Annotated in this window: 20 protein-coding genes; 9 read left to right on the top strand and 11 right to left on the bottom strand. The window is 62.5% G+C overall.

Features of this window, described 5'->3' with window-relative positions:
* Window positions 1–8 precede the first annotated feature (8 nt).
* Window positions 9–1124, bottom strand: coding sequence for an alanine dehydrogenase (ald, locus tag Q7U49_RS04445; RefSeq protein ID WP_304762555.1), 1116 nt, complete (start codon window positions 1122–1124; stop codon window positions 9–11).
* Between the two features lie 63 nt (window positions 1125–1187).
* Here ald and Q7U49_RS04440 point away from each other — a divergent pair, with 63 nt between their 5' ends.
* Entirely contained in the window at window positions 1188–1619 is a 432-nt protein-coding gene (locus tag Q7U49_RS04440; RefSeq protein WP_304762554.1) for a YbaN family protein, read from the top strand.
* 11 nt (window positions 1620–1630) lie between these two features.
* Here Q7U49_RS04440 and Q7U49_RS04435 read toward each other — a convergent pair whose 3' ends face one another.
* Together Q7U49_RS04435 and Q7U49_RS04430 are read right to left on the bottom strand one after the other, a co-directional pair.
* Window positions 1631–3154 (bottom strand): CoA-acylating methylmalonate-semialdehyde dehydrogenase, encoded by a 1524-nt coding sequence (locus tag Q7U49_RS04435; protein WP_304762552.1) that lies wholly within the window; start codon window positions 3152–3154, stop codon window positions 1631–1633.
* 68 nt (window positions 3155–3222) lie between these two features.
* The gene (locus Q7U49_RS04430) at window positions 3223–4584 is read right to left on the bottom strand and encodes an aspartate aminotransferase family protein (RefSeq protein ID WP_304762551.1); all 1362 of its coding nucleotides are present in this window, start codon (window positions 4582–4584) and stop codon (window positions 3223–3225) included.
* A gap of 86 nt (window positions 4585–4670) precedes the next feature.
* Between Q7U49_RS04430 and Q7U49_RS04425 the strand changes: the two genes are divergently transcribed.
* The gene (locus Q7U49_RS04425) at window positions 4671–5597 is read left to right on the top strand and encodes a LysR family transcriptional regulator (protein ID WP_304762550.1); all 927 of its coding nucleotides are present in this window, start codon (window positions 4671–4673) and stop codon (window positions 5595–5597) included.
* Between the two features lie 10 nt (window positions 5598–5607).
* On the opposite strand, the gene Q7U49_RS04420 is transcribed toward Q7U49_RS04425, so the two are convergent.
* Entirely contained in the window at window positions 5608–5832 is a 225-nt protein-coding gene (locus tag Q7U49_RS04420; RefSeq protein WP_304762548.1) for a hypothetical protein, read from the bottom strand.
* A gap of 59 nt (window positions 5833–5891) precedes the next feature.
* Here Q7U49_RS04420 and Q7U49_RS04415 point away from each other — a divergent pair, with 59 nt between their 5' ends.
* The gene (locus tag Q7U49_RS04415) at window positions 5892–7160 is read left to right on the top strand and encodes an anion transporter (RefSeq protein ID WP_304762547.1); all 1269 of its coding nucleotides are present in this window, start codon (window positions 5892–5894) and stop codon (window positions 7158–7160) included.
* A 3-nt stretch (window positions 7161–7163) separates the two neighbouring features.
* Here the strand turns inward: Q7U49_RS04415 and Q7U49_RS04410 are convergent, their stop codons facing one another.
* The 7 genes from Q7U49_RS04410 to Q7U49_RS04380 form a co-directional block, all read right to left on the bottom strand.
* Complete coding sequence (locus Q7U49_RS04410) at window positions 7164–8267, bottom strand: NDP-sugar synthase (protein ID WP_304762546.1); 1104 nt, start codon at window positions 8265–8267, stop codon at window positions 7164–7166.
* 88 nt (window positions 8268–8355) lie between these two features.
* Window positions 8356–8775 (bottom strand): universal stress protein, encoded by a 420-nt coding sequence (locus tag Q7U49_RS04405; RefSeq protein ID WP_304762545.1) that lies wholly within the window; start codon window positions 8773–8775, stop codon window positions 8356–8358.
* Between the two features lie 136 nt (window positions 8776–8911).
* A complete protein-coding gene (locus Q7U49_RS04400) occupies window positions 8912–10759 on the bottom strand; it encodes a phosphoenolpyruvate carboxykinase (GTP) (RefSeq protein WP_304762544.1) in 1848 nt (615 codons plus the stop codon).
* A 182-nt stretch (window positions 10760–10941) separates the two neighbouring features.
* Complete coding sequence (locus Q7U49_RS04395) at window positions 10942–12144, bottom strand: threonine ammonia-lyase (protein WP_304762543.1); 1203 nt, start codon at window positions 12142–12144, stop codon at window positions 10942–10944.
* Window positions 12145–12172: 28 nt separating this feature from the next.
* Window positions 12173–13090 carry a DMT family transporter gene (locus tag Q7U49_RS04390; RefSeq protein ID WP_370653958.1) on the bottom strand — a complete coding sequence of 306 codons (918 nt, stop codon included), beginning with the start codon at window positions 13088–13090 and terminating at the stop codon, window positions 12173–12175.
* Window positions 13057–14100, bottom strand: a complete 1044-nt coding sequence (gene mgrA / locus Q7U49_RS04385; protein ID WP_304762542.1) for an L-glyceraldehyde 3-phosphate reductase — start codon at window positions 14098–14100, stop codon at window positions 13057–13059. The genes Q7U49_RS04390 and mgrA overlap by 34 nt, the downstream gene beginning before the upstream one ends.
* Window positions 14101–14143: 43 nt before the next feature.
* Window positions 14144–15742, bottom strand: a complete 1599-nt coding sequence (locus Q7U49_RS04380; protein ID WP_304762541.1) for a GMC family oxidoreductase — start codon at window positions 15740–15742, stop codon at window positions 14144–14146.
* Between the two features lie 136 nt (window positions 15743–15878).
* Between Q7U49_RS04380 and Q7U49_RS04375 the strand changes: the two genes are divergently transcribed.
* The 6 genes from Q7U49_RS04375 (at window position 15879) to Q7U49_RS04350 (ending at window position 25126) form a co-directional block, all read left to right on the top strand.
* Window positions 15879–18428 carry a GspE/PulE family protein gene (locus tag Q7U49_RS04375; protein WP_304762540.1) on the top strand — a complete coding sequence of 850 codons (2550 nt, stop codon included), beginning with the start codon at window positions 15879–15881 and terminating at the stop codon, window positions 18426–18428.
* Window positions 18421–19458, top strand: a complete 1038-nt coding sequence (locus Q7U49_RS04370) for a serine/threonine protein kinase (protein WP_304762539.1) — start codon at window positions 18421–18423, stop codon at window positions 19456–19458. The genes Q7U49_RS04375 and Q7U49_RS04370 overlap by 8 nt, the downstream gene beginning before the upstream one ends.
* 180 nt (window positions 19459–19638) lie before the next feature.
* Complete coding sequence (locus tag Q7U49_RS04365; protein ID WP_304762538.1) at window positions 19639–20322, top strand: TetR/AcrR family transcriptional regulator; 684 nt, start codon at window positions 19639–19641, stop codon at window positions 20320–20322.
* Window positions 20323–20350: 28 nt separating this feature from the next.
* Entirely contained in the window at window positions 20351–22147 is a 1797-nt protein-coding gene (locus Q7U49_RS04360) for an acyl-CoA dehydrogenase C-terminal domain-containing protein (RefSeq protein ID WP_304762537.1), read from the top strand.
* A 44-nt stretch (window positions 22148–22191) separates the two neighbouring features.
* Window positions 22192–22644 (top strand): DUF2147 domain-containing protein, encoded by a 453-nt coding sequence (locus tag Q7U49_RS04355; RefSeq protein ID WP_304762536.1) that lies wholly within the window; start codon window positions 22192–22194, stop codon window positions 22642–22644.
* A 61-nt stretch (window positions 22645–22705) separates the two neighbouring features.
* Entirely contained in the window at window positions 22706–25126 is a 2421-nt protein-coding gene (locus Q7U49_RS04350; protein ID WP_304762535.1) for a 3-hydroxyacyl-CoA dehydrogenase/enoyl-CoA hydratase family protein, read from the top strand.
* Window positions 25127–25165: the final 39 nt, after the last annotated feature.

Below are 25165 nucleotides of genomic sequence, written 5' to 3'. Positions count from 1 at the left end.
CGGCTGGCTCAGCCCAGCAGCGAATCCGCCGGCACGTAGGCGTAACCCAAAGCGCGCGCCACCGCCTCATACGTGACGTGTCCGTGAGCCACATTGAGGCCGTTTTTCAGGTGCGGGTTGTCCTTGAGCGCCTGCTGCCAGCCCTTGTCCGCCAGCGTCACGGCATGGGTGATGGTGGCATTGTTGAGGGCAAAGGTGCTGGTGCGCGCCACCGCACCGGGCATGTTGGCCACGCAGTAATGCACCACACCGTCGACCACAAAGGTGGGCTCGGCATGCGTGGTGGCGTGCGAGGTCTCGAAACAACCGCCCTGGTCAATCGCCACATCGACCACCACGGCACCTGGCTTCATGTTTGAGATCATGCTGCGCGTGACCAGCTTGGGCGCGGCGGCACCCGGAATCAGCACACCACCGACCACCAGTTCAGCGTCCAGCACCGCCTCTTCGACACTGTGGGAGCTTGAATAGAGGGTGCTGATGCGGTTGCCAAAGATCAGGTCCAGCTGGCGCAGTCGGTCCACATTCTTGTCGAGCACCGTCACCCGGGCGCCCATGCCCACCGCCATTTGCAGCGCATGGGTGCCGACCACACCGGCGCCCAGAATCACCACATGGGCGGCAGGCACCCCGGGCACGCCACCCAGCAGCACACCCATGCCGCCCTTGGACTTTTCCAGATGCGCGGCGCCGGCCTGCACCGCCATGCGCCCCGCCACCTCGCTCATGGGCGCCAGCAGCGGCAGACCGCCACCGGGGCCGGTGATGGTCTCGTAAGCAATACACACCGCACCCGACTTGACCAGGGCGGCGGTTTGTTCCGGGTCGGGCGCCAGGTGCAGATAGGTGTACAAGATTTGCCCCGGGCGCAGCAGGGCGCACTCGTGGGCTTGCGGTTCCTTGACCTTGACGATCATCTCGGCTGCCGCATAAACCTGCGCCGCATCCTGGGCCAGCGTGGCGCCGGCAGCCAGATACTGGTCATCGCTCAAGCCGATGGCGGCGCCGGCCCCGGTTTGCACCAACACCCGGTGGCCGTGCTGGGTCAGCTCGCGCACGCTGGCCGGCGTCAGGCCGACGCGGTATTCATGGTTCTTGATTTCCTTGGGTAGTCCGACCAGCATGCGCGTCTCCTTGCAATGGAAAACCCGAAGTGTGCGTCAAACCACCTGACAATGGCGATCTGTTTGTTCAAACCACACCAAATTTTGTCGCCCATCCTGCCACCTGCTTTGCCACCACCGTCACGCCCTCGCTGGGTGCGCTGGTTCTGGCTGATTTGCGGCGCGCTGTGCCTGCTCCTGGGCGTGATTGGCATCGTGCTGCCGCTGCTGCCCACCACCCCCTTTGTGCTGCTGGCCGCCTATTGCTTTTCACTTGGGAGTGCGCGCTACGAGCAGTGGCTGCTGGCGCACCCGCGCTTCGGCCCGATGGTGCGGGATTGGCGCAGCCAGCGCGCCGTGCCGCTGCGCGCCAAGCAGGTCGCCTGGGGCACCATGACAATCAGCTCGTTCATCGCCTGGTGGTTCATGCCCACCAACATCGGCTGGATTCCCGGCGCCTGCTGCGCGCTGGTGGCGCTCTGGATGTGGCGCCTGCCCACGTCGGACAGGCGCTGATCCTCTGTCCTTTAGCGGCTGCTCGGAAAACTGAACACCGCGCCCTCGCGCACGCCGGCACTCGGCCAGCGCTGGGTGATGGTTTTGCGCTTGGTATAAAAACGCACGGCATCCGGGCCGTAGGCGTGCAAGTCGCCAAACAGCGAACGCTTCCAGCCGCCAAACGAGTGGTAGGCCACCGGCACCGGCAACGGCACGTTGATGCCGACCATGCCGACCTGGATGTGGTCACTGAAGAAACGGGCGGCCTCGCCGTCGCGGGTAAAGATGCAGGTGCCGTTGCCATACTCGTGGGCATCGATCATTTCCATCGCTTCCTGCAGCGTCTTGACGCGCACCACACCCAGCACCGGGCCGAAGATTTCTTCCTGGTAGGTGACCATGCCGGGCTTGACGTTGTCAAATAAACAAGCGCCCAGGAAATAGCCATTCTCATGGCCGGGCACACTGATACCGCGACCATCGACGACCAGCGTGGCGCCCTCCTTCACACCCTGATCGACATAGCCCTTGACCTTGTCGAAGTGCGCCTTGGTCACCAACGGGCCCATGTCGCAGGCGGCATTGGTGCCGGGGCCGACCTTCATCTTGGCGATCTCGACCTTGAGGCCGGCCACCACCGCGTCAGCGGTCGCATCACCCACCGCCACCACCAGCGGAATCGCCATGCAACGCTCGCCGCAAGAGCCATAGGCCGCGCCCATCAGGGCGTTGACCGCGTTGGCAATGTCGGCATCGGGCATCACCACGGCGTGGTTTTTGGCACCACCCAGCGCTTGCACACGTTTACCGTGGGCACAGCCGGTGGAATAAATGTATTGGGCAATCGGCGTCGAGCCGACAAAACTCACGGCCTTGACGCGCGGGTCGGTGAGCAACGTGTCGACCGCCTCCTTGTCGCCATGCACCACGTTGAGCACGCCCGGGGGCAGGCCGGCTTGCAGCGCCAGTTCGGCCACCAGCAAGGTGCTGGACGGGTCGCGTTCGGACGGTTTCAAAATGAAGGTGTTGCCGCAGGCCACGGCCATCGGCCACATCCACAGCGGCACCATGACGGGGAAGTTGAACGGGGTGATGCCGGCGGTCACGCCCAGCGCCTGGAACTCGCTCCAACTGTCAATGTTGGGGCCGACATTCTTGCTGTGCTCCCCCTTGAGCAGCTCGGGCGCATAAGAAGCGTATTCGACGTTTTCAATGCCGCGCTGCAGCTCGCCCATGGAGTCTGACAGCACCTTGCCATGCTCGGCGGTCACCAGTGCGCAAATAGCGTCGGCGTTTTCTTCGAGCAGCACCTTGAGCTTGCTCATGACGCGGGCGCGCTTGAGCGGCGGCGTGTTGCGCCAGGCCGGGTAGGCCGCGTGCGCGCTGGCAATGGCTTGCTCCACGGTGAGCTTGTCGGCCAGCAGCACGCGCTTTTCAGCCTGGCCGGTGGCGGGATTGAAGACATCGGCCTGGCGTGTGCCGCCAGCGACCAGTTGGCCGTCAATCAGGTGGTGGATTTGCGGAAGGTCTTGAATGGTGGGAAGGGTTTGCATGGGTTTGTCTCTGTTATTTGAAAAATGATGCTTGGCTATTGTCGCTGTCTCGTCAGGCCACGGTTTTGTCAGGCGGTGGCGTTGATCGACTCACCCAGGGCATTGACCAGGCTGTCAATCTGCGCGGGCGTGGCAATGAAAGGCGGTGCCAACTGGATGGTGTCGCCACCGTAGCGCACATAAAAGCCCTTGGCCAGCATGGCCATGGCAATCTGGTACGGGCGTTTGGCTGGCTCTCCGGGCAACGCGTCAATGGTGAAGCCGGCGGCCAGGCCATAGTTGCGGATGCTGGTCACGTGCTTGGCCCCCTGCAGGCTGTGCACCGCGTTCTCAAAGTACGGGCTCAAGACTTTGACGCGCTCCACCATGCTTTCGCGCTCCAGGATGTCGAGCACCGCCAGACCCACGGCACAGGGCACCGGGTGCGCCGAGTAGGTGTAGCCGTGGGCAAATTCGAGCATGTAATCGGGCCCGCCCTGCGCCATGAAGGTGTCGTAAATGTCCTTGCTGGCCAGCACCGCGCCCAGCGGCTGCGCGCCGTTGGTGATCTGCTTGGCCACGTTCATGATGTCGGGTGTGACACCAAAGGCCTCGGCCCCAGTGTTCGCACCCATGCGGCCAAAGCCGGTGATGACTTCATCAAAAATCAGCAGGATGTTGTGGGCGGTGCAAATCTCGCGGATGCGCTGCAGATAACCCACCGGTGGCACCACCACACCGGCCGAACCCGACATCGGCTCGATGATGACGGCAGCAATGTTGGACGCATCGTGCAGCGTAATCAGCTTGAGCAGGTCCTCGGCCAGCACCACGCCATGCGGACCTTCCGCCGGCGGCATGCCGCGGTGGAACACACCGGCGGGTGGCTGGGTGTGCGGCAGATGGTCGGCCGCAATGCCCTGGCCAAACATCTTTCGGTTGGCGCCGATGCCACCCACCGAGATACCGCCGAAGTTGACGCCGTGGTAACCCTTTTCGCGGCCAATCAGCAGGCTCTTGCTGGCCTGACCTTTGGCGCGCCAGTAGGCACGCGCCATCTTGAGCGAGGTGTCGGCCGACTCCGACCCCGATCCGGTGAAAAACACATAGTCCAGGCCGGCCGGGGTGAGCTCTTTCAGCTTGTTGGCCAGCGCAAACGACAGCGGGTGACCGAACTGGAAGGCCGGCGAGTAGTCGAGTGTGGCCAACTGGCGGCTGGCCGCTTCGACAATCTCAGGGCGGCCATGGCCCAGGCCACAAGTCCATAAGCCTGACAGGCCGTCAAAGATCTGGCGACCGTCGATGTCGGTGTAATAACAACCACTGGCCGAGGCCATCATGCGCGGGTTGGCCTTGAAGTCGCGGTTGCCGGTGTAAGGCATCCAGTGGGCATCGAGCCAGGCCGCATCGGTACGGGGGCGGGCCAGGACTTGGGCATCGGTCATGTTCATAAGGACTCCAAAAAAGCAATTTGCCGATTTTGCGTGACTCTGTTACTCTTATAAATGCTTCACTATCACAACTTGGTTGCCAATTTATGCAAGTAAAAACCCGCGCCGCCCTGGGTCAACTGAGTGACATGGACATCCGCCTGCTGCGCGTTTTCAAAACCGTGGTGGACTGCGGCGGCATGGCGGCAGCCGAGCTGGAACTCAACATTGGCACTTCCACCGTGAGTCGTCACGTCAAAGACCTGGAAACGCGCCTGGGCCTGAGCTTGTGTCGCCGGGGTCGCGCCGGCTTTGCCCTGACCCCCGAGGGTGAGCAGATCTATGCCGAGACGCTGCGCCTGTTGGCCGGGGTCGATGCCTTTCGCAGCCGCGTCGACGAGATTCACCAGCGCATGGGCGGCGAGCTGCACATTGCCGTCTTTGACAAAACCGCCAGCAACCAAGCTGCCCATATCGGCGACGCGATCCGGCGCTTTGTGCAGTTGGCCCCGGACGTGCGCCTGCACCTGCATGTGGCGCCACTCAACGCGATCGAGCGCGGCGTGCTCGACGGCCAGTTCCAGGTGGGCATCATCCCCGGCCACCGCAGCTCGGCCGTGCTGACCTATGACGAGCTCTTCACCGAGACCATGTACCTGTATGCCAGTGCGGGCCACCCCTTGTTTGCGCCGGATGCCAGGCAACAGCCGCACAACTGGGAGTCGCTGCAGGATTACGCTTTTGCCGGTCTGGGCTACCACTCGCCCAACATGGAACTGACCCAGCAGGTCAAACTCAGCCGCGCCGCCACTGGCTACGACCAGGAATCGATCGCGAATTTGATCCTGTCCGGTTGTTTTTTGGGGTTTTTACCCGACCACTACGCCGAGTCTTTTGTGCGTCAGGGTCGCATGCATGCAGTGCAGCCCGAGCTGTTCACTTACCACTGCAGCTTTTTCAGCATTGTGCGGACTTCGCCGCAGCCAGCACGTGTGACGCAGGCGTTTCAGACGGCCTTGCGCCAGGCACATTAGCGGCCCCGCCTTACGGCTTGCCCGAGTCCCGCTGCTTTTTTGCCTGAATCACGGTCCAGGCCAGGCGGCCGGCGGCGACCACGTTGACGGCGATCACGGCCATCGCCGGCCAGAAAGGCAACTCATAACCCGAGACGGCGGACGACACGAGCAAGCCGCCCAGCACCAGCGCAGCGATCAGCATGGTGACCGTGGCGCCGTTCAAGGCGCCACGTTGCAGGTGTTTTGAAGTCATGGTGCATTTATAAAAAGGTTAAAGTTGGGCGCAATTCTACGGACTGCCCAACCCACCCCATGACACCCGAACACAGCCTGACCGACTGGGGCATTGTGGCAATTTTTGTCACCGTTTATATCGGCATGATATTGGGCGGCCTGCCGCGCCTCAAGCTCGACCGCTCGGGGGTGGCGCTGCTGGGCGCCATTGGCGTGATCGGCCTGGGCGCGATGAGCACGACGCAAGCGGCCAGCGCCGTGGATTTGCCCACCATGCTGTTGCTCTTTGCCTTCATGGTGGTGTCGGCGCAAATGCGCCTGGGCGGTTTTTACACCGCCGTCACGCGCCAGGTGGCGGCCCTGCCGCTGGGGCGCAACGCGCTGCTGGGCGCCCTCATTGCTGTGGCCGGTGCCTTGTCGGCGGTGTTTTCCAACGACATCATTTGCCTGGCCATGACCCCGGTGGTGGCGCAACTGTGCCTGCAGCGGCGCCTGAACCCGGTGCCGTTTTTGCTGGGGCTGGCCTGCGCCGCCAACATCGGCTCGGCGGCGACCCTGATCGGCAACCCGCAAAACATGCTGATTGGCTCGGTGCTGCAATTGCCCTTTGGCGCTTATGTGCGCCAGGCGCTGCCGCCAGTGGTATTGAGCCTGGGCGTGTTGTGGGCCTGGCTGGTGTGGGGTCCGGGCCATGCCGAGTCCACGGCGCCGGCCAAACCGTCAGCGGCCATGCCCGTCGATCTGCCCTCCGGTTACGGCCCGCTGCAGGCACCGCCGTTTGACGCCTGGCAAACCGCCAAGGGCCTGGCGGTTGCGGGCGCGCTGCTGCTGGTTTTTTTGTTTACCGACTGGCCACGCGAAGTCGCGGCATTGGTCGGTGCGGGGGTGTTGTTATTGAGCCGGCGCTTGCACTCGTCCGACGTCATGGGTTTCATCGACTGGCAACTGCTGGTGCTGTTCACGGGCCTGTTCGTGGTCAACCACGCGTTTGAGTCGACGGGTCTGGCAGCACAGGCGGTGGCCTGGCTGGCAGCGCAGGGTGTGCAGCTGGCCGACCCCGGCGTGCTGTTTGTGGCCGGGGTCGGTTTGTCCAACCTGGTGTCCAACGTGCCCGCCGTGATGCTGCTGCTGCCGCACCTGCAAGGCCCGGATGCGGGTGTCATGCTGGCGCTGGTGAGCACGCTGGCGGGCAATTTGCTGCTGGTGGGCTCGATTGCCAACCTGATCGTGGTGGATCTGGCGCAAAAAAGCGGAGTGACCATCAACTGGCGCATGCACGCCCGCGTGGGTGTGCCAGTCACGCTGATAACGCTGGGCTTGGTGTGGGCTTGGCTGCGCTGGCTTTAACCCCTAGGCCCGCGCATCACCCCAGCGCAACTGGGTGGCGTCGTCATCGTGGTAAAGCGTGTCGCCATGGCGGTCGACGCAGTAGTCGGGCGACACGATCATTTCGTTGATGCGCATGTCGGCGGCAATGCGGGTGTATTCAAACAAAATGCTGCGCACCAGCTTGCAGCCGGTGCGCAAATGGCAGCCGTGGCCGATCCAGGCCGGCCCCACGATCGACACGCCGGGCTCGATGCGCACGCTGGAACCAATATAAACCGGCCCCTCGATGTTGACCTGATGCCAGGGGATGGAGGTATTGATCCCGACCCAGATGCCCGGTTTGATTTCACGCCCGGGCATGGTCATGTCGGCCACTTCGCCACTCAGCACCCGCTGCAAGACCGACCAGTAGTCTCCCACCCGGCCGATGTCGAGCCAGTGAAAAGGCCGGTTTTGCACATAGAACGGCAGCTCATGCGCGACCAGATCCGGGAACAGCTGGGAACCAATGTCATACACCTGACCCGGCGGAATAAAGCCGATCACGGCGGGCTCAAAAATATAAATGCCGGTGCTTGCCAGCGTCGACTTGGCTTCCGCCGGCTTGGGTTTTTCCTGGAACGAGGCAATACGTCCGTCAGCCCCCGCCACCACCACGCCATAGTTTTGCACGTCGACCAGCGGCACGTCCATGGCCACCACACTGGCCATGGCGCCTTTGGCCTGGTGCTCGGCCAGGGCGGCGGTGATGTCGAGGTCGATCAGGGCGTCACCGCACAGCACCAGCGTGGTCTCGTCAAAAAAGCCGCTGAAGTCCTGAATACGCCGCATGCCACCGGCCGAGCCCATCGGCCGCGGCAAGATCTCGCCATGGTCGCGCACGCCTTCGTAGGCATAGCCAATCTGCACACCCCAGCGCCTGCCGTCACCAAAATACTCTTCAATTTTTTGATGGTGCCAGGCCACGTTGACCATGATCTCGGTGATACCGTGACGCGCCAGGTGCTCGATCAGGTATTCCATCACCGGTTTGCCCAGAATGGGCACCATGGGTTTCGGTAAATCGCGCGTCAGGGGCCGCACGCGAGTGCCTTGCCCGGCAGCCAAAATCATGCCCTTTGCCATTGTGACTCCCTTTTGAATTGTTTTAATGAGCCCCGGGCCCTATCCGAAACCTGTCGGAAAAATACACGGCTTGCCCTTGGGCAAGCCCTTAGCGCACGATCAACACCGGCACCGTGCAGCTGGCCAGCACCTTGGTGGCCACCGAACCCACCACCAGATTGGCCAGGGCGCCCCGTCCGTGGGAGCCCATCACCACCAGATCAAATTTATCAGCCTCGGCCAGCTTGGCAATCAACTCACCCGCATTGCCGGTTTTCCAGACGCCCTTGGCCTTGACACCTTGACGCTCGAGGAATTTGTGCACGGGATTCATGATGCGCTGGCCTTCGTCCTCGTAATATTTGGCGACCAGTTCCTTGCCCAGCGCGGCGCGCGCCTGGCTGGGCAGCATCAACTGGGCGGTGAAGGCGGTGTATTCATTTTTAGGCGAAAACATCTCGTGGGCAGCCAAGTAGGCCAGCATCTTTTTGGTGTACGAACTGCCGTCAACGGCGAGAAGAATCTTCATGAGGGAACTCCTTAAACAGGTCGCCAGTTTACCCAAGCGGCAACACAGCGTGTTGCCTATTGTCAAGGGATCAGGGTAAACGAGACGGCCTTGCCGCAACGGCCACCCCGTCATCGGCGCCGCCCCAAAGAAAACGTCAGGCGTTCAGGCGCTGCTCCAGCACCGCCTTGGTATCAAGCAGGGCCTGTGGCAAATGGTAGGACAACTGCTCAAAATGGGTGGCGTGCAGCTTGAGCTCCTCAGCCCAGGCCGCCTTGTCGATGCTGGTCACGGTGCTGAACTGTTCGGCGCTAAAAGGCAGGCCGGTCCAGGTGAGTTCATCGAACAGCGGTGCCACACCAAACATGGTCTCCACGCCCTGCGCCGTGCCCTCCAGGCGGTCAATCATCCACTTGAGCACACGCATGTTTTCGCCGTAGCCGGGCCAGACAAATTTGCCAGCGGCGTCTTTGCGGAACCAGTTGACGCAGAAAATCTTGGGCAGGGTGTGACCCTGCGCTTCGAGCTTGTGCTCCATGTCGAGCCAGTGCTGGAAGTAGTCGCTCATGTTGTAGCCACAGAACGGCAGCATGGCAAACGGGTCACGCCGCACCACGCCCATCTGGCCGACAGCCGCTGCGGTGGTCTCGGAGCCCATGGTGGCCGCCATGTAGACGCCTTCCATCCAATTGCGAGACTCGGTCACCAGCGGTACCGTGGTGGAACGGCGACCACCAAAAATGAAGGCGTCGATGGCGACGCCGGCCGGGTTGTCCCACTCGGGGTCGAGCGCCGGGTTGTTGCCTGCGGCCACGGTGAAACGCGAGTTGGGGTGGGCCGCCTTGGCACCGGTGGCCCGGGCGATCTCGGGGGTCCAGTCCTTGCCCTGCCAATCGATCAAGTGCGCGGGCAAACCACCGCCGTCCTGCTCCATGCCTTCCCACCACACGTCGCCGTCGTCGGTGAGTGCGACATTGGTGAAGATCACGTTCTTGTCCAGGCTGGCCATGCAGTTGGGGTTGGTGTGAAAGTTGGTACCCGGGGCCACGCCAAAATAACCGGCTTCCGGGTTGATGGCGTACATCTTGCCGTCGGCGTGCGGCTTGATCCAGGCAATATCGTCGCCAATGGTGGTGACTTTCCAGCCTTCAAAGCCGGCCGGCGGCACCAGCATGGAGAAATTGGTTTTGCCACAGGCGCTGGGGAAAGCCGCCGCCACATGGTATTTTTTGCCTTGCGGGTTGGTCACGCCCAAAATCAGCATGTGCTCGGCCAGCCAGCCTTGGTCCCGGCCCATGTTGGAGGCAATGCGCAGCGCAAAACACTTTTTGCCCAGCAGCGCGTTGCCACCGTAGCCCGAGCCGTAAGACCAGATTTCACGGGTTTCAGGGAAATGCACGATGTATTTGGTGCTGTTGCAGGGCCATTTCACGTCAGCCTGCCCGGCTGCCAGCGGCGCGCCCACGGTGTGCATGCAGGGCACAAACGCACCATCGGCGCCGAGCACGTCGTACACCGCCTTGCCCATGCGCGTCATGATTTTCTGATTGACCGCCACGTAGGCGCTGTCGGTGAGTTCGATGCCGATGTGCGAAATGTGCGAGCCCAGCGGTCCCATGCTGAAAGGCACCACGTACATGGTGCGGCCCTTCATGCAGCCTGCAAACAGCGGTTGCAGGGTGGCGCGCATCTCCAAGGGAGCCATCCAGTTGTTGGTCGGGCCGGCGTTTTCTTTTTTCTCGGAACAGATGTAAGTGCGGTCTTCGACGCGCGCCACGTCGCTCGGGTCAGAGCAGGCCAGGAAGCTGTTGGGGCGCTTGGCAGGGTTTAACTTCTTGAAAGTACCGGCATCGACCAACTGCTGGCACAGGCGGGCGTATTCTTCGTCGGAACCGTCACACCAATAAATGTTGTCCGGCTGGGTCAGGGCGGCCATGTCCGCCACCCAGGCGATGAGTTTGGCGTTCTTGACAAAACTTGGTGCGTTTGTTTGCTGGCTTGGCATGGCGGATGAGTCCTCTGGATGTTGTGAAACTGACAGGGTGTTCGGCTTTCGGGGCGACCACTCAAAATAATTGATTTTAGGGAAAGTGGCCCACAGTTACCTGACGGTTACAGCAATAGTTGAAGGCTTATTGATCCAAACCAAGAAATGCGTCGATGCATCAACCCGGCTCTGCGCCGGGCTCATTGCACCAGTTGCGCCTGCAGACCGGCCTGTTGCAGGGCGTCCAGCACCTCGGTGATGTGCTGCGGGCCACGGGTCTGGATGACCAGCTCGATCTCGACGTTTTGCGCCGCCAGCGTGGTGAAGGCGCGCTGGTGATGCACCTCGTTGATGTTGGCCCCGGCATTGGCCACGGTGGCGGTGATCAGGGCCAGCGTGCCGGGCACGTCGCGCGCGCTCACCTTCAGGCGCGCCAGCCGCCCGGCCCGCACCATGCCGCGCTCGATGATGGCAGCCAGCAGCAGCGGGTCGATGTTGCCGCCGCACAGCACCACACCCACCTTTTTGCCCTTGAAACGCTCAGGGTACTTCAGCAGCGCCGCCAGGCCAGCGGCACCGGCGCCTTCGACCAGGGTTTTCTCGACCTCGAGCAGCATCACGATGGCCTGCTCGATGTCGCCTTCATCCACCAGCACAATGTCGTTCACCTTATCGCGAATGATGGCTTGCGGCAACACGCCAGGCGTGCCCACTGCAATACCTTCGGCGATGCTGCTGTTGCCCTGCGGCAGGTGGGTGCCCTTGATGGCATTGAACATGGCGGGAAACCGCGCGGCCTGCACGCCGATGATCTCGATGCCGGGTTTGAGCGCCCGGGCCGCTGTGGCCATGCCGGCAATCAGACCGCCACCGCCAATCGCCACCACCAGGGTGTCGAGGTCGGGCTCGTCTTCCAGCATCTCCAGCGCCACCGTGCCCTGCCCGGCCACGATGTCAGGATCGTCATAGGGGTGCACAAACACCAGCCGCTGCTGCCCGGCCAGCTGCAAGGCGTGGGCGCGTGCCTCATCCAGCGTGTCGCCATGCAGCACGATTTCGGCGCCAAAACCACGGGTGCGCTCGACCTTGACACCCGGCGTGAAACGCGGCATGACGATCACCGCCCGAATGCCGAGGCGCTGCGCATGGTAGGCCACCCCCTGCGCGTGGTTACCCGCGCTCATGGCGATGACACCGCGGGCGCGCTCCTCGGCATTGAGTTGTGACAGCTTGTTGCAGGCACCGCGCTCCTTGAACGAGGCCGTGAACTGCAGGTTTTCGAACTTCAGCACCACCTGCGCCCCGGTGATGTCCGACAGTGTTTTGGAGGCCACGCAGGGGGTGCGCAGCAGGTGACCTTGCAGGCGCTCGGCGGCTTGCTGAATGTGGATGAGTTCAATCATGGCCGGATTGTGCACGGTCAAAGCGTGCTTATTTGACGCGTGTTCCCAGCCAGGCCGCGCCCACAATCAGCACGCCCGCCAGCGCCACCGGCCAGGTCAAAGCCCGGTCGCTGACCCACAGCAGCAGCGACGTGGACAGCAGCGGCGTCAGGTAACTCAGCAGGCCGATGTGGCGTGCATCACCCATCTTGAGCGCCTTGTCCCACAAAAAGAAGGAGCCGCCCAACGGCCCCAGGCCCAGCAGGCCGATCAGCGCCCAGTCGCGCGGGCTCAAGCTCACCGCAGGCTCCATCAGTGCGTGGCACAGCAGGGCCAGCAGGCCCGAGATCCAGGCAAAGGTGCCAATCGCGGCGGTGTGGAAATGCGGCACCCGGCGCGTCAGCAGCGAGTAGGTGGCCCAGATGACGGCGGCCACGGCGGAGGCCAAGTAGCCCCACAGCCACTCGGTCTGCAGGCCGGCGGATGCCTGGGCGCCGGCGTCGCCAGCGCCGTCAACGCCCGCCAAAATCACCACGGCGGCCCCGACAAAACCAATCAGCCCGGCCACAATGTGCTGCCAGCGCACCGCCAGCCCGGGCAACAGCACCGGCGCCAGCACCACAATCAGCAGTGGCCACAGGTAATTGACCAGATTGGCCTGCACCGGCGGTGCGTTTTGCAGACCGACAAAGAGCAAAAAGTGGTAGCCGAACAGGCCATAGACACCGAGTGCCAGCGTTGGCAGCGGCACCCGCCACGCCGCCAGCTTGAAGTTGGACAGCGGCAGCGCGATCAGGCCGCCCACCAGCAACGACAGTCCGGTGAGCAAAAAAGGCGGCACATGGCGCAAGGCCACCCCGAGGGCGGCCAGACTGCCCCACATGGCAATGGCGGCCAGCGCCAGCAGCTTGGCGCGCGCATGCAGATCGGGCTTCAAGGGCGCTGGTCGGTCGACGGTTTTTGCCACAGGTTGATGCCACCCTCGACCGCATGCTGGTCAATGGCCTGCAGTTCCCCGGCGCTGAACGACAGCTGGCGCAAGGCGCCGGCCAACTCGGTGATTTGCGCGGCCGAACTGGCCCCGATCAGGGCACTGGTGACGCGGCCATCACGCAGCACCCAGGCGATGGCCATTTGCGCCAGACTCTGGCCGCGTGCTTGCGCCAGGTCGTTCAGGGCGCGCACGTGTTTGAGGTTGGTTTCGCTCAAAAAGTCGGGCTTGAAGGAACCACCGCCAGGGCGGTTGATGCGCGCATCGTTGGGGGTGCCGTTCAGGTATTTGTCGGTCAACAGGCCTTGCGCCAGCGCGCTGAAGGCAATGCAGCCCATGCCGGTGTCATCCAGCGCGTCCAGCAGATCTTCCTCGATCCAGCGGTTCAGCAGGCTGTAGGACGGCTGGTGAATCAGCGGGCGCACACCCATGCTGCGCAACAAGGCCGCAGCTTCACGCGTCTTGCTGGCCGAATAGCTGCTGATGCCCACATACAGGGCCTTTCCCTGCTGCACCGCGCTGGCCAGCGCACCCATGGTTTCTTCCAGCGGCGTGTCGGGGTCGAAGCGGTGCGAATAAAAAATGTCGACATAGTCCAGCCCCATGCGCTGCAAGCTCTGGTCGAGGCTGGCCAGCAGGTACTTGCGCGAGCCGCCGCCCGAGCCGTAGGGGCCGGGCCACATGTCCCAACCCGCCTTGCTGGAGATGATGAGCTGGTCGCGGTAGGGCTTGAAGTCGCGCTTGAGGTGTGCACCAAAATTGGTCTCGGCACTGCCATAGGGCGGGCCGTAGTTGTTGGCCAGGTCAAAGTGGGTAATGCCCAGATCGAAGGCGGTGCGCAGCATCTCGCGCTGGCTGGCCAGCGGCGTGGCATCGCCAAAGTTGTGCCACAACCCCAATGAAATGGCGGGCAGCTTGAGGCCGCTCTTGCCGCACAAGCGGTAAGGCATGGTGTTGTAGCGCGCAGGACTGGCTTGGTAGGACATGGGGAGTAATGCAGCTTGAAGGGCTGCATGCTAGCACCCGCCTTCAAGCGCGTCTGGCATCCTGCTTAATCAGGTCGGCGGCTTTCTCGGCAATCATGATCACCGGCGCATTGGTGTTGCCGCTCACGATGCGCGGCATGATGGACGCATCGACCACGCGCAAACCCTGCAGCCCATGCACGCGCAGCTCGGCATCGACCACATCCATGGCACCCGGGCCCATGCGGCAACTGCCCACCGGGTGGTAGATGGTATCGGCCAGGTTACGGATGGTCTGCGCGATCTCATCGTCGGTTTGCGCCTTGGCCGTGGCGGCCAGCTCGCGCCCACCAAATTGCGCCAGCGCGGGTTGCTGCAGGATGTGGCGCATCAATTTAAAGCCGCACACCATGCGCGCCATGTCGTCGGGCTCCCGGAAAAAAGCCGGGTCCACCAACGGCAGCGCCTGCGGGTCCTTGCTGGACAGGCGCACGCTGCCACGGCTTTGCGGCTGCAGCAAGCACACATGACACGAGTAGCCATGGCCCAGCGCGGTAGTGCGGCCATGGTTGATGAGCTTGCCAATGACAAAGTGCAGCTGCAGGTCGGGGATGGCCGCGGCGGGTTCGCTCTTGATGAAGCCACCGGCTTCGGCAAAATTGGTGGTCAGCATGCCACTGCGCTGCTTGCGCCACTCAAAAATACCTTTCAACATGCGCCAGGCGCCGCGGGGCGAGACGCCAAACAGGTCCTTGGCCCGCGGCGCGTCGACCACCTGCACCATGTCGATGTGGTCGTGCAAATGCTGACCCACACCTGGCAGGTGGTGAACCGAAGCGATCTGGTGCGCCAGCAGGTGCTCACGCGGGCCGATACCCGACAACATCAAAATCTGCGGTGACTGGATGGCCCCGGCGCTCAGCAGCACCTCGCGGCGGCATTTCAGGCGCCGGGTCTGGCCCTCGTGCAGGTACTCCACACCCACCGCACGCTTGCCATCCAGCAGGATGCGGGTGGTCAGTGCGCCGGTAAACACCTTGAGGTTGGGTCGTGACAAATTGGGTGTGACATAGGCTTTGGCAGCGCTGCAGCGCTCGCCGTTCTTGTGCGTGACCTGATAAGGACCCACGCCTTCCTGGCTGGCGCCGTTGAAATCGGCATTGCGCGGGCAGCCGGCCTGCTCGCCCGCCTGGACAAACAATTCGCCAAAGCGGTTCGGACTGCGCAAGTCCATCACATTGAGCGGGCCGCCCACGCCATGAAAGTCATCAGCGCCGCGTTCGTTGTGCTCGGCTTTTTTGAAATAGGGCAGCACTTCGGCATAAGACCAGCCGGGGTTGCCCTGGGCGGCCCAGAAGTCGTAGTCGGCCGGGAAACCACGGGTGTAGACCATGGCATTGAGGGAGCTGGAGCCGCCCAACACCTTGCCCCGTGGCTGGTAGCCGCAGCGGCCGTTCAAACCCGCTTGCGGCACGGTATGAAGGCCCCAACCCAACAGGCCGAACTTGGCCATCGCCGCCAGCCCCGCCGGGCAATGGATCAGCACGCTGCGGTCTGCCGGACCCGCTTCGAGCAGCGCCACCGTGACGCCAGGGTCTTCTGAAAGGCGACCGGCCAGCACACAACCCGCCGAGCCGCCGCCGATAATGAGGTAGTCAAACATGGAACTATTCTGGTGGTACAAGCCTTAACGCGTTGGTTCACGTTAGCGCAAAATAAACCATGCTGGTAGAGGTTGGACCCAAAATTGGCCGCAAAATGGCTTTTGTAACGACAAACTTTTTGATGTTGAGGCGAAGATGACCCTGGCCGACACCCTGTTCCCCAAAGAAGATGCAAAAACCCCGCACCACGGGCTGCCCAAAACCCCCGCAGCAGGCCAGGACAAGGCACAAGCCCAGGCCTTCAACTGGCCGGCACCGCCCTTTGCCATCTACCAGTCGCCACAGTCCTGGCGCGAGCCCGAGGAATGTGACATCGAAGGGCTCAATGGCGCCATCCGTCGCTGCCTGTTGATCACGCTGGACCCGGGCCGCAAGGTGGCTGTGATCCAGATCGAACAGAGCAAAACTCCGGTGTCGCTGCCGTTCTCACAGTTTTTGCGTATCACCCTGAAGAAACTGCTGCACCCCCAGGAGATCAGCACCAGCGAACAGTTTTCCGATATTCTGGGGCACCGCGCCATCGTGGACTACCACCTGCAACTGAAGAACAGCACGAAGGTTTCGGGCCTGACCATCGGTTGTGTCGAAACCGACTATGGGCTGTTCCTGTTTCCGCCTGTCGGCCAGGAAGGGACGATTGAACGCGTCTTCATGCCGCACGAAGCGTTCACCAGTTTCACGCTGGGCAGCCACATCGGGAAAGTGCTGGTCGACCACCAGATCGTCACCGAGCAGCAAGTGGAACAGGCTGCAGAAGAGCAAAACTACTTGCGCAATCGCAAACTGGGGGATTACCTGCTCGATACCGCCGTGCTGTTTCCCGAGCAGTTGATACAGGCCCTGGCGCAGCAGTCCAAGATGCCGATGATCCGGGTCGGTGAAGCGCTGACCCTGCTGGGTTACATCAGCGACGATCAACTCAAACTCGCACTGGAAAAACAAAAGACCGAACGCTCGGTGCCCATTGGCGAGCTGCTCGTCAAGATGGGTTTTCTGACGCGGCACGACCTCATCACCGCCCTGGCGCGCAAGATGGGCTACCCGGTGGTCGATGTCAAGCAGTTTCCCATTGAAGACGCCGCCCTGAAAAAGATCCCGATGTCCACCGCACTGCGCCTCAACGTGATGCCGCTGATGCTGCGCGACAACATGACGGTGGTGGCCGCAGTGGACCCGACCCAGCGCAAAATGCTCGAAGAACTGGAGTTCCTGGTGCAGGGCCGGGTCATTGCCACGCTGGGCGATGAAGTCCAGATCCGGCAGAAGATCCGCGAGACCTACGAGAAATTCGGCTTGCACCACAACGTGGTCGACGGAGAACTGGACCTTCTTGAAGAAACCAGCGCGGAGCGATCCAGCTCCAGCGAATTACTGGAGTCCATGGAGCTCAATTCCGGTGATGAAGCGGCCGAAGAGGAAGAGAAAGCCATTGAGCAGTCTGACAACACGCTGGTGCGCCTGATCAACACCATGATCATCGAGGCCCACGCCCGGGGCGTGTCCGACATCCACGTCGAATCGCAACCACGGCGCGCCAAGGTGCGCATCCGCTTCCGCAAGGACGGCATGCTGTCACCCTACCTGGAGTTGCCGCACACCTACCGGGCCGCGCTGGTGGCCCGTCTCAAGATCATGGCCGACCTGGACATTTCCGAGCGGCGCAAGCCCCAGGACGGCAAGATCAACTTCAGCAAGTTTTCCAAGAAACACCGGCTGGAATTGCGCATTGCCACCATCCCCACGGCCAACGGCCTCGAAGACGTGGTGATGCGCCTGCTGGCATCCAGCAAACCCATTGCCATGAACAAGCTCGGACTGACCGAGGTCAATTACACCCAGTTGCACGACGCCATTTCACGGCCTTACGGCATGGTGCTGTGCGTGGGCCCCACGGGTTCGGGCAAGACCACCACGCTGCATTCGGTGCTGGGCTTCCTCAACACGCCCGACCGCAAGATCTGGACCGCCGAAGACCCGATCGAAATCACCCAGCCCGACTTGCGCCAGGTGCAGATCAACCCCAAGATCGACTGGACCTTTGCCAAGGCCCTGCGCTCCTTCCTGCGTGCCGACCCCGACATCATCATGGTCGGTGAGATTCGTGACGCGGAAACGGCCCAGATCGCCATCGAGGCCTCGCTCACCGGGCACATGGTGCTGTCCACCCTGCACACCAACAGTGCGGCCGAAACCGTGACCCGGCTGATCGACATGGGCATGGACCCATTCAATTTTGCCGATTCCCTGCTGGCGGTGCTGGCGCAACGGCTGGCGCGCAAGCTGTGCACGACCTGCCGCACCTCCGAACGCGCCACCGACGACTACGTCGATGAGCTCTTGCATGATTACCTGCACGCTTTCCCGGAAGCCTTGCGCCCCACCCGCGACGACATGCTGGCGCAGTGGCTGCACGACTTTGGCAGCGACGGCAGCCTCAAGCACTACCATGCACCGGGCTGCCCCAAATGCATGGGCACGGGCTTGTCGGGGCGCGTCGGCCTGCACGAGTTGATGAGCGTGAACCCGGGCGTGAGGCGTTTGATTCAAACCGGTGCACGCTCGGAGCTGGTGCAGCTCGAGGCCTTTCAGTCGGGCAAGTTCCGCACCTTGCGCCAGGACGGCATTGGCAAGGTGCTGGCCGGGTTGACCACCATCGAAGAGGTTCGGGCCAACAGCAATGCCTGAGCGCACAGCGGCCGCTGGCCACCCCTACCAGTCGCTCACCCCGGATGTGGTGATGGACGCGCTGGCCAGCGTGGGGCTGTTTGGCGACGGGCGGCAAATGGCCCTGAGCTCCTACGAGAACCGCGTCTACCAGTTGCACCTGGAGGATGGTGGCGTGGTGGTGGTCAAGTTTTACCGCCCACAGCGCTGGTCTGATGCGCAGATCCTTGAGGAACACGGTTTCGCGCAAGCGCTGATGGACGCCGAGATCCCGGTGGTCGGGCCGCTCGTCTTGCAGGGCAGCACACTGCACCACTTTGGCGACTTTGCCTTCAGCGTGAGCCCCTGGCGCGGCGGCCGCCTGCCCGAGCTGGACGACCCCGACGTGCTGGAATGGGTGGGCCGCTTTCTGGCGCGCATTCACGCGGTGGGTGCGGTGCAGCCCTTTGAACACCGGCCTGCGCTCGACCTGGCCAGCTTTGGCATGGCCTCGCGCGAATGGCTGCTGGCCCATGACCAGGTGCCGCTTGACGTGCAGTCCCGTTGGGCCCAGGCCTCGCAGCAGGCACTGGACCTGATTGCCGGCCATGCCTGCCTGACCGGGGCGCCCAGCCAGGGCGAGGCGATCCAGCGGATTCGCCTGCATGGCGACTGCCACCCCGGCAATATTTTGTGGACGCCGCTGGAACTGCCCGCCAGCGCCGGGCCGGGACCGCATTTTGTCGACCTGGACGATGCCCGCATGGGGCCGGTCGTGCAGGACCTGTGGATGCTGCTCAGCGGTGACCGGCAACAACGGGCCCGCCAGTTGGGCACCCTGGTGGATGGCTACGAGCAGTTTCGTCCTTTTGACCGGCGTGAACTTGCTTTGATCGAACCTTTGCGCACCCTGCGCCTGTTGCATTACAGCGCCTGGCTGGCGCGGCGCTGGGACGACCCGACCTTTCCCAGGCACTTCCCCTGGTTCGGCTCCAGCGATTACTGGCAAGGCCAGGTGCAAATGCTGCAGGAGCAGATCGAGGCCATGCAGGAAGAACCGCTGGTGGTGTAACAGCGGCTCCGGCCCAGGAATCTGACCAGGAGCCAGGGCGGCAGAGCGTTCTGCCGCCCTGGCTCCTAGGGGTTTACCCGAAAAACCCCTAGATAAGACCATCTAAAGTACCGATTCGGGCAGCACCGGACAGTGAACTGCTGCAAAATAGCACGATCGTACTATTTATACAGCACCGCCATGAACCCTTTGACTCCCACCGCCACCCCTGAGCGCTCCGGCTTGCGCACCAACAGTGCGCGGGCGTTGCAAAAAGGTCAGCAAACCAAGCAGGTCATCATTGATGCCGCGCTCGGCCTGGCGGAACAGATCGGCTTGGAGGGCCTGAGCATTGGCGCCCTGGCCGAGGTGACGCGCATGAGCAAATCCGGCGTGTTTGCGCACTTCGGCTCGCGCGAGGAGCTGCAGATCTCGGTCATCCGCGAGTATTACCAGCGCTTTTCCCATGAAGTGTTTTTCCCGGCCATGAACTTGCCGCGCGGCTTGCCACGGGTGCGCGCGCTGTTTGCCAACTGGATGAAACGGGTTGCCGTCGAGATTCAGTCGGGTTGTGTTTTCATCAGCGGTGCGGTCGAGTTTGACGACCGTCCCGGCCCGGTGCGCGACGCCCTGGCGAGTTCGGTGCAAACCTGGCTGGCGGCCTTGCACCGCGCCGTGGCGCTGGCCAAGCAAGAGGGTCACCTGGTGCCCGATGCCGACGAGGCCCAAGTGGTGTTCGAAATCCATGGCCTGATCCTGTCGCTGCATTACGAGGCGCGCTTCCTGAAACATCCGGGTGCCATTGAGCGCGCCCACACCGGCTTCGAGAACATCCTGCTGCGTTACGGCAAGACCGTCAAACACAGCCCCATCCCATCCATCTGAATTCATCATTGCTTTAGGAGAACCCACCATGGCCGTCTATACCCCACCGCTGCGCGACATGCAGTTTGTCATGCACGAAGTCCTCAAGGTCAGCGCCGACCTGCAGGCCATGCCGGTGCATGCCGACATGGATGCCGACACCATCAACGCGGTGCTCGAAGAGGGCGGCAAGTTTGCCGCTGAGGTGCTGCTGCCACTCAACATCAGTGGCGACACCGAAGGCTGCAAGTACGATGTTGCCAGCCACGCCGTCACCACCCCAACAGGATACAAAGAGGCTTACGCGCAATACGTGGCAGGCGGCTGGGCAGCGCTCGCCTGCGAGCCGGAGTTTGGCGGCCAGGGCTTGCCCTTGATCGTCAACCAGTGCTTTTACGAGATGATGAATTCGGCCAACCAGGCTTGGGCCATGTACCCGGGTCTGACCCACGGCGCCTATGCCGCGCTGGCCACCCACGGCACCGCAGAGCAAAAGGCCACCTACCTGCACAAGATGACCAGTGGCGAGTGGACCGGCACCATGTGCCTGACCGAACCCCATTGCGGCACCGACCTGGGGCTGATGCGCACCAAGGCCGAACCGCAAGGCGACGGCAGCTACAAGCTCACCGGCAACAAGATCTTCATCAGTGCCGGTGAACACGACCTGACCGACAACATCATCCACCTGGTGTTGGCGCGCCTGCCCGATGCGCCCCCCGGCATCAAGGGCGTGAGCCTGTTCATCGTGCCCAAATTCCTGGTCCATGCCGATGGCACGCTGGGCGCGCGCAATGACATTTACTGCGGCGGCCTGGAGCACAAGATGGGCATCAAGTCCAATTCCACCGCGCAGATCGTCCTTGACGGCGCCATCGGCACGCTGGTGGGTCAACCCAACAAGGGCATGCAGGGCATGTTTGTGATGATGAACGCGGCGCGCCTGGGTGTCGGCAACCAGTCGCTGGGCCTGACCGAAGTGGCGTTCCAGAACGCGCTGGCCTATGCCAAGGACCGCCTGCAGATGCGCTCCCTGTCCGGTCCCAAGGCGCCAGACAAGGCCGCCGACCCGATCATCGTGCACCCCGATGTGCGCAAGATGCTGCTCACCGCCAAGGCCTACGCCGAAGGTGGACGCGCCCTGATGTGCTTTAGCTCCATGCTGCTCGAAAAAGAACACCACCACCCCGATGAGTCGGTACGCAAGGACTCCGGTGAGCTGCTGGCCATGCTGACGCCCATTGTCAAGGCCTTCATCACCGACAACGGCTGGACCACCACCTCGGGCTGCCTGCAGGTGTTTGGCGGCCACGGCTACATCAAGGAATGGGGCATGGAGCAGTTTGTGCGCGACGCCCGCATCAACATGATTTACGAGGGCACCAACACCATCCAGAGCCTGGACCTGCTGGGCCGCAAGATTCTGGGGAATAACGGCGCCACCCTCAAGAAGTTCGGCAAGCTGATTGGTGAACTGGTGGCCGAGGAAGGCGTCAACGAAAAGATGGCCGAGTTCATTACCCCGATCGCCATTCTGGGCGACCAAATGACCAAGTTCACCACCGAGATCGGCTTCAAGGGCTTCCAGAATCCCGACGAAGTGGGCGCGGCCGCCGTGGACTACCTGCGCGTCGCCGGTCACCTGGTGTTTGGCTACTTCTGGGCGCGCATGGCGCAGGCGGCCTTGCGCCAGATTGCTGCCGGCAACACCGACCCGTTCTATGTCGCCAAGCTGCAAACCGCGCGCTTTTACTTTGCCAAACTGTTCCCCGAGACCGCCACCCTGATGCGCACCGCCCGCACCGGCAGTAAAGTGCTGATGGACACCGACGCGGCGCTGGCCTGAACCAGCGCCTACCCTGACCTGCTTCTTATAAACCGGAGACTGACATGACAACACCCCAAAGCCTCAAATCCCTGCTGATCGCAGCGGCCACCTTGCTCACGCTCGCCAGCGCCCAGGCGCAAATGACGCCCGTGGGCAGTTGGCACAGCATGGATGAAAAAACCGGTGAGCTCAAAAGCCTGATCGTGATCGCCGACAAGGGTGGCGCCTTGAACGGTCACATTGAAAAATTGCTGCGCAAGGAAGCCGACCAGAAAGGCGTGTGCAAGGAGTGCAGTGACGACCGCAAGGACAAACCCATGCTGGGCCTGGAAATCATCCGCGGCGCCAAGCAGGCAGATGGCAAGGAAGTCTGGGAAGGCGGCAAGATTCTGGACCCTGAAAACGGCAAGGAATACACCTTGCGCATGACCCCGATCGAGGGTGGCAAAAAGCTCGAAGTGCGCGGCTCGATCGCGTTCTTTGGCCGCACCCAGACCTGGGTACGGGTTCAATAAGCTTACCCGTCATTGCAAACGCAGTGACGATGTTGATCAAATGAAATAGTCAGGAAAAAACATGTCTCGTTTCAATGTCAGAAAAGTCGCCGTGCTCGGTGCCGGTGTCATGGGCGCACAAATTGCCGCGCACCTCGTCAATTGCAAGGTGCCCGTGATCCTGTTCGACTTGCCGGCCAAGGAAGGCGCCAAGAACGGCATCGTGACCCGCGCTGTGGACGGCCTCAAAAAGCTCAAGCCGTCGCCACTCGGGGTGGCCGACGACGCCGCGCTGATCCAGCAGGCCAACTACGAAGAGCACCTGGAACTGCTGAAGGGTTGCGACCTGGTGATCGAAGCCATCGCCGAGCGCATGGACTGGAAACTCGACCTGTACAAAAAAATTGCGCCTTTTGTGGCGCCGCACGCCATCGTCGCGTCGAACACCTCGGGCCTGTCCATCACGAAATTGAGCGAGGTGCTGCCCGAGGAAATCAAGCCGCGCTTTTGCGGCATCCATTTCTTCAACCCGCCGCGCTACATGCTGCTGGTGGAGCTGATCAACACGCCCACGACCCAAGCCCACATCCTTGACGACCTGGAGGCCTTTGTCACCAGCGCTTTGGGCAAGGGCGTGGTGCGCGCCAAGGACACACCCAACTTCATTGCCAACCGCGTCGGTGTGGCCGGCATGCTGGCCACCATGAAAGAGGTGCAGAACTACGGCCTGAGTTATGACGTGGTCGATGACCTGACCGGCAAAAAGCTGGGGCGTGCCAGCTCGGGCACCTTCCGCACCGCCGACGTGGTGGGTCTGGACACCATGGCCCACGTCATCAAGACGCTGCAAGACACCTTGAGTGGCGACGCAGCAGCAGGGGCGGAAAAGTTTGATCCGTTCTACGCCAGCTTTGCCACACCCGAGGTGCTGAAAACGCTGCTCGAGATGGGTCACCTGGGGCAAAAAACCAAGGCTGGTTTTTTCAAGAAAGTGGGCCGCGATATTTTGCGTTTTGACCTGGCGTCCAAGACCTACGTGCCGGGCGGAGAAAAAGCCGACGAGGTCTACAGCCGCATGTTGAAAAAACCCGCCGATGAACGCCTGCAACTGCTGCGCAATGCCGAGGGCGCGCAAGGGCAATTCCTGTGGGCAATTTTGCGCAACGCCTTCCACTATGCCGCCGTGCATCTGGCCGATGTCGCCGACAACGCGCGCGATGTCGACTTGTGCATGCGCTGGGGCTTCGGCATGAAGCAGGGCCCGTTCGAGCTCTGGCAGGAAGCCGGTTGGCTCACCGTGGCCAACATGGTGAAAGAGGACATCGACGCCGGCCGGGCGCTGTGCAATGCGCCACTGCCGGATTGGGTCTTTAGCGGCCCGGTGGCCGACGCGGGCGGCGTGCACACGCCGCAGGGCTCATGGAACCCTTCAGCAGGCCAATTTGTGCCGGTGCGAAGTCTGCCGGTCTATGCGCGCCAGCACTTCCCCGAGAGCGTGCTGGGCGCCCAAGCGCCCTCCGCCGCCAAGGCCGGCACCACCTTGTTCGAGGACGACGCCATCCGCCTGTGGACGCTGGACGACGAAGTCGTCATTGCCAGCATCAAGACCAAGATGCACGCCATCGGCCCGGCCGTGATCGCCGGCCTGCTACACGGTGTGGCGCTGGCCGAAGCGCAGTACAAAGGCCTGGTGATCTGGTCCAACGAGGAGGTATTCTCGGCCGGGGCCGACCTGCAGGCCATGCTGCCGGCCTTCATGATGGGCGGTGTCAAAGCCATCGCGGAGGCCGAACTGGAGATGCAGCAAGCCATGCTGAAGCTGCGCTATGCCAATGTGCCGGTGGTCTCGGCGGTGCGCGGCCTGGCGCTGGGCGGCGGCTGTGAACTGGCCTGCTACACGGCCCGGCGAGTGGTGGCCATGGAGAGCTACATCGGTCTGGTCGAAGTGGGTGTAGGCCTGGTACCCGGCGGCGGCGGTCTGGCCTACGTTGCCCGGCGCGCAGCCGAAAATGCCGCGCTGTCCACTGGCAAAGACCTGTTGCCGTTTTTGACCGAGGGCTTCACGGCCGCTGCCATGGCCAAAGTCGGCACCAGCGCCCACGAGTCACGCAAACTCGGTTATCTGCTGGACAGCGACGTGATCGTGCCGCACAAGGACGAGTTGCTGTTTGTCGCCCTCAACGAGGCCCGCGCCATGTTCGATTCAGGTTACCGGGCCCCGCTCAAGCGCCAGTTCCCGGTGGCAGGGCGCAGCGGCCTGGCCACCATCAAGGGCAGCCTGGTCAACATGCGCGACGGCGGTTTCATCAGCGCCTACGACTACTTCATCGGTTGCCAGATCGCCTGGGTGGTGTGCGGCGGCGACGTGGATGCCGGCAGCCTGGTCGACGAAGACTACCTGATGACCCTGGAACGCCAGGCCTTTGGCACCCTGCTGGGCAACCCCAAAACGCAGGAGCGCATCATGGGCATGATGCAAAGCGGCAAGCCGGTTCGAAACTAATAACCTTGCGGGACAGACCAAGATTTGCGAAGCAAATTT

It is taken from the genome of Rhodoferax sp., from assembly GCF_030653815.1.
GTDB lineage: Bacteria > Pseudomonadota > Gammaproteobacteria > Burkholderiales > Burkholderiaceae_C > Rhodoferax.
Note: the sequence above shows the minus strand (reverse complement) of the source record. Positions and strands in the feature narration are given on the sequence as shown.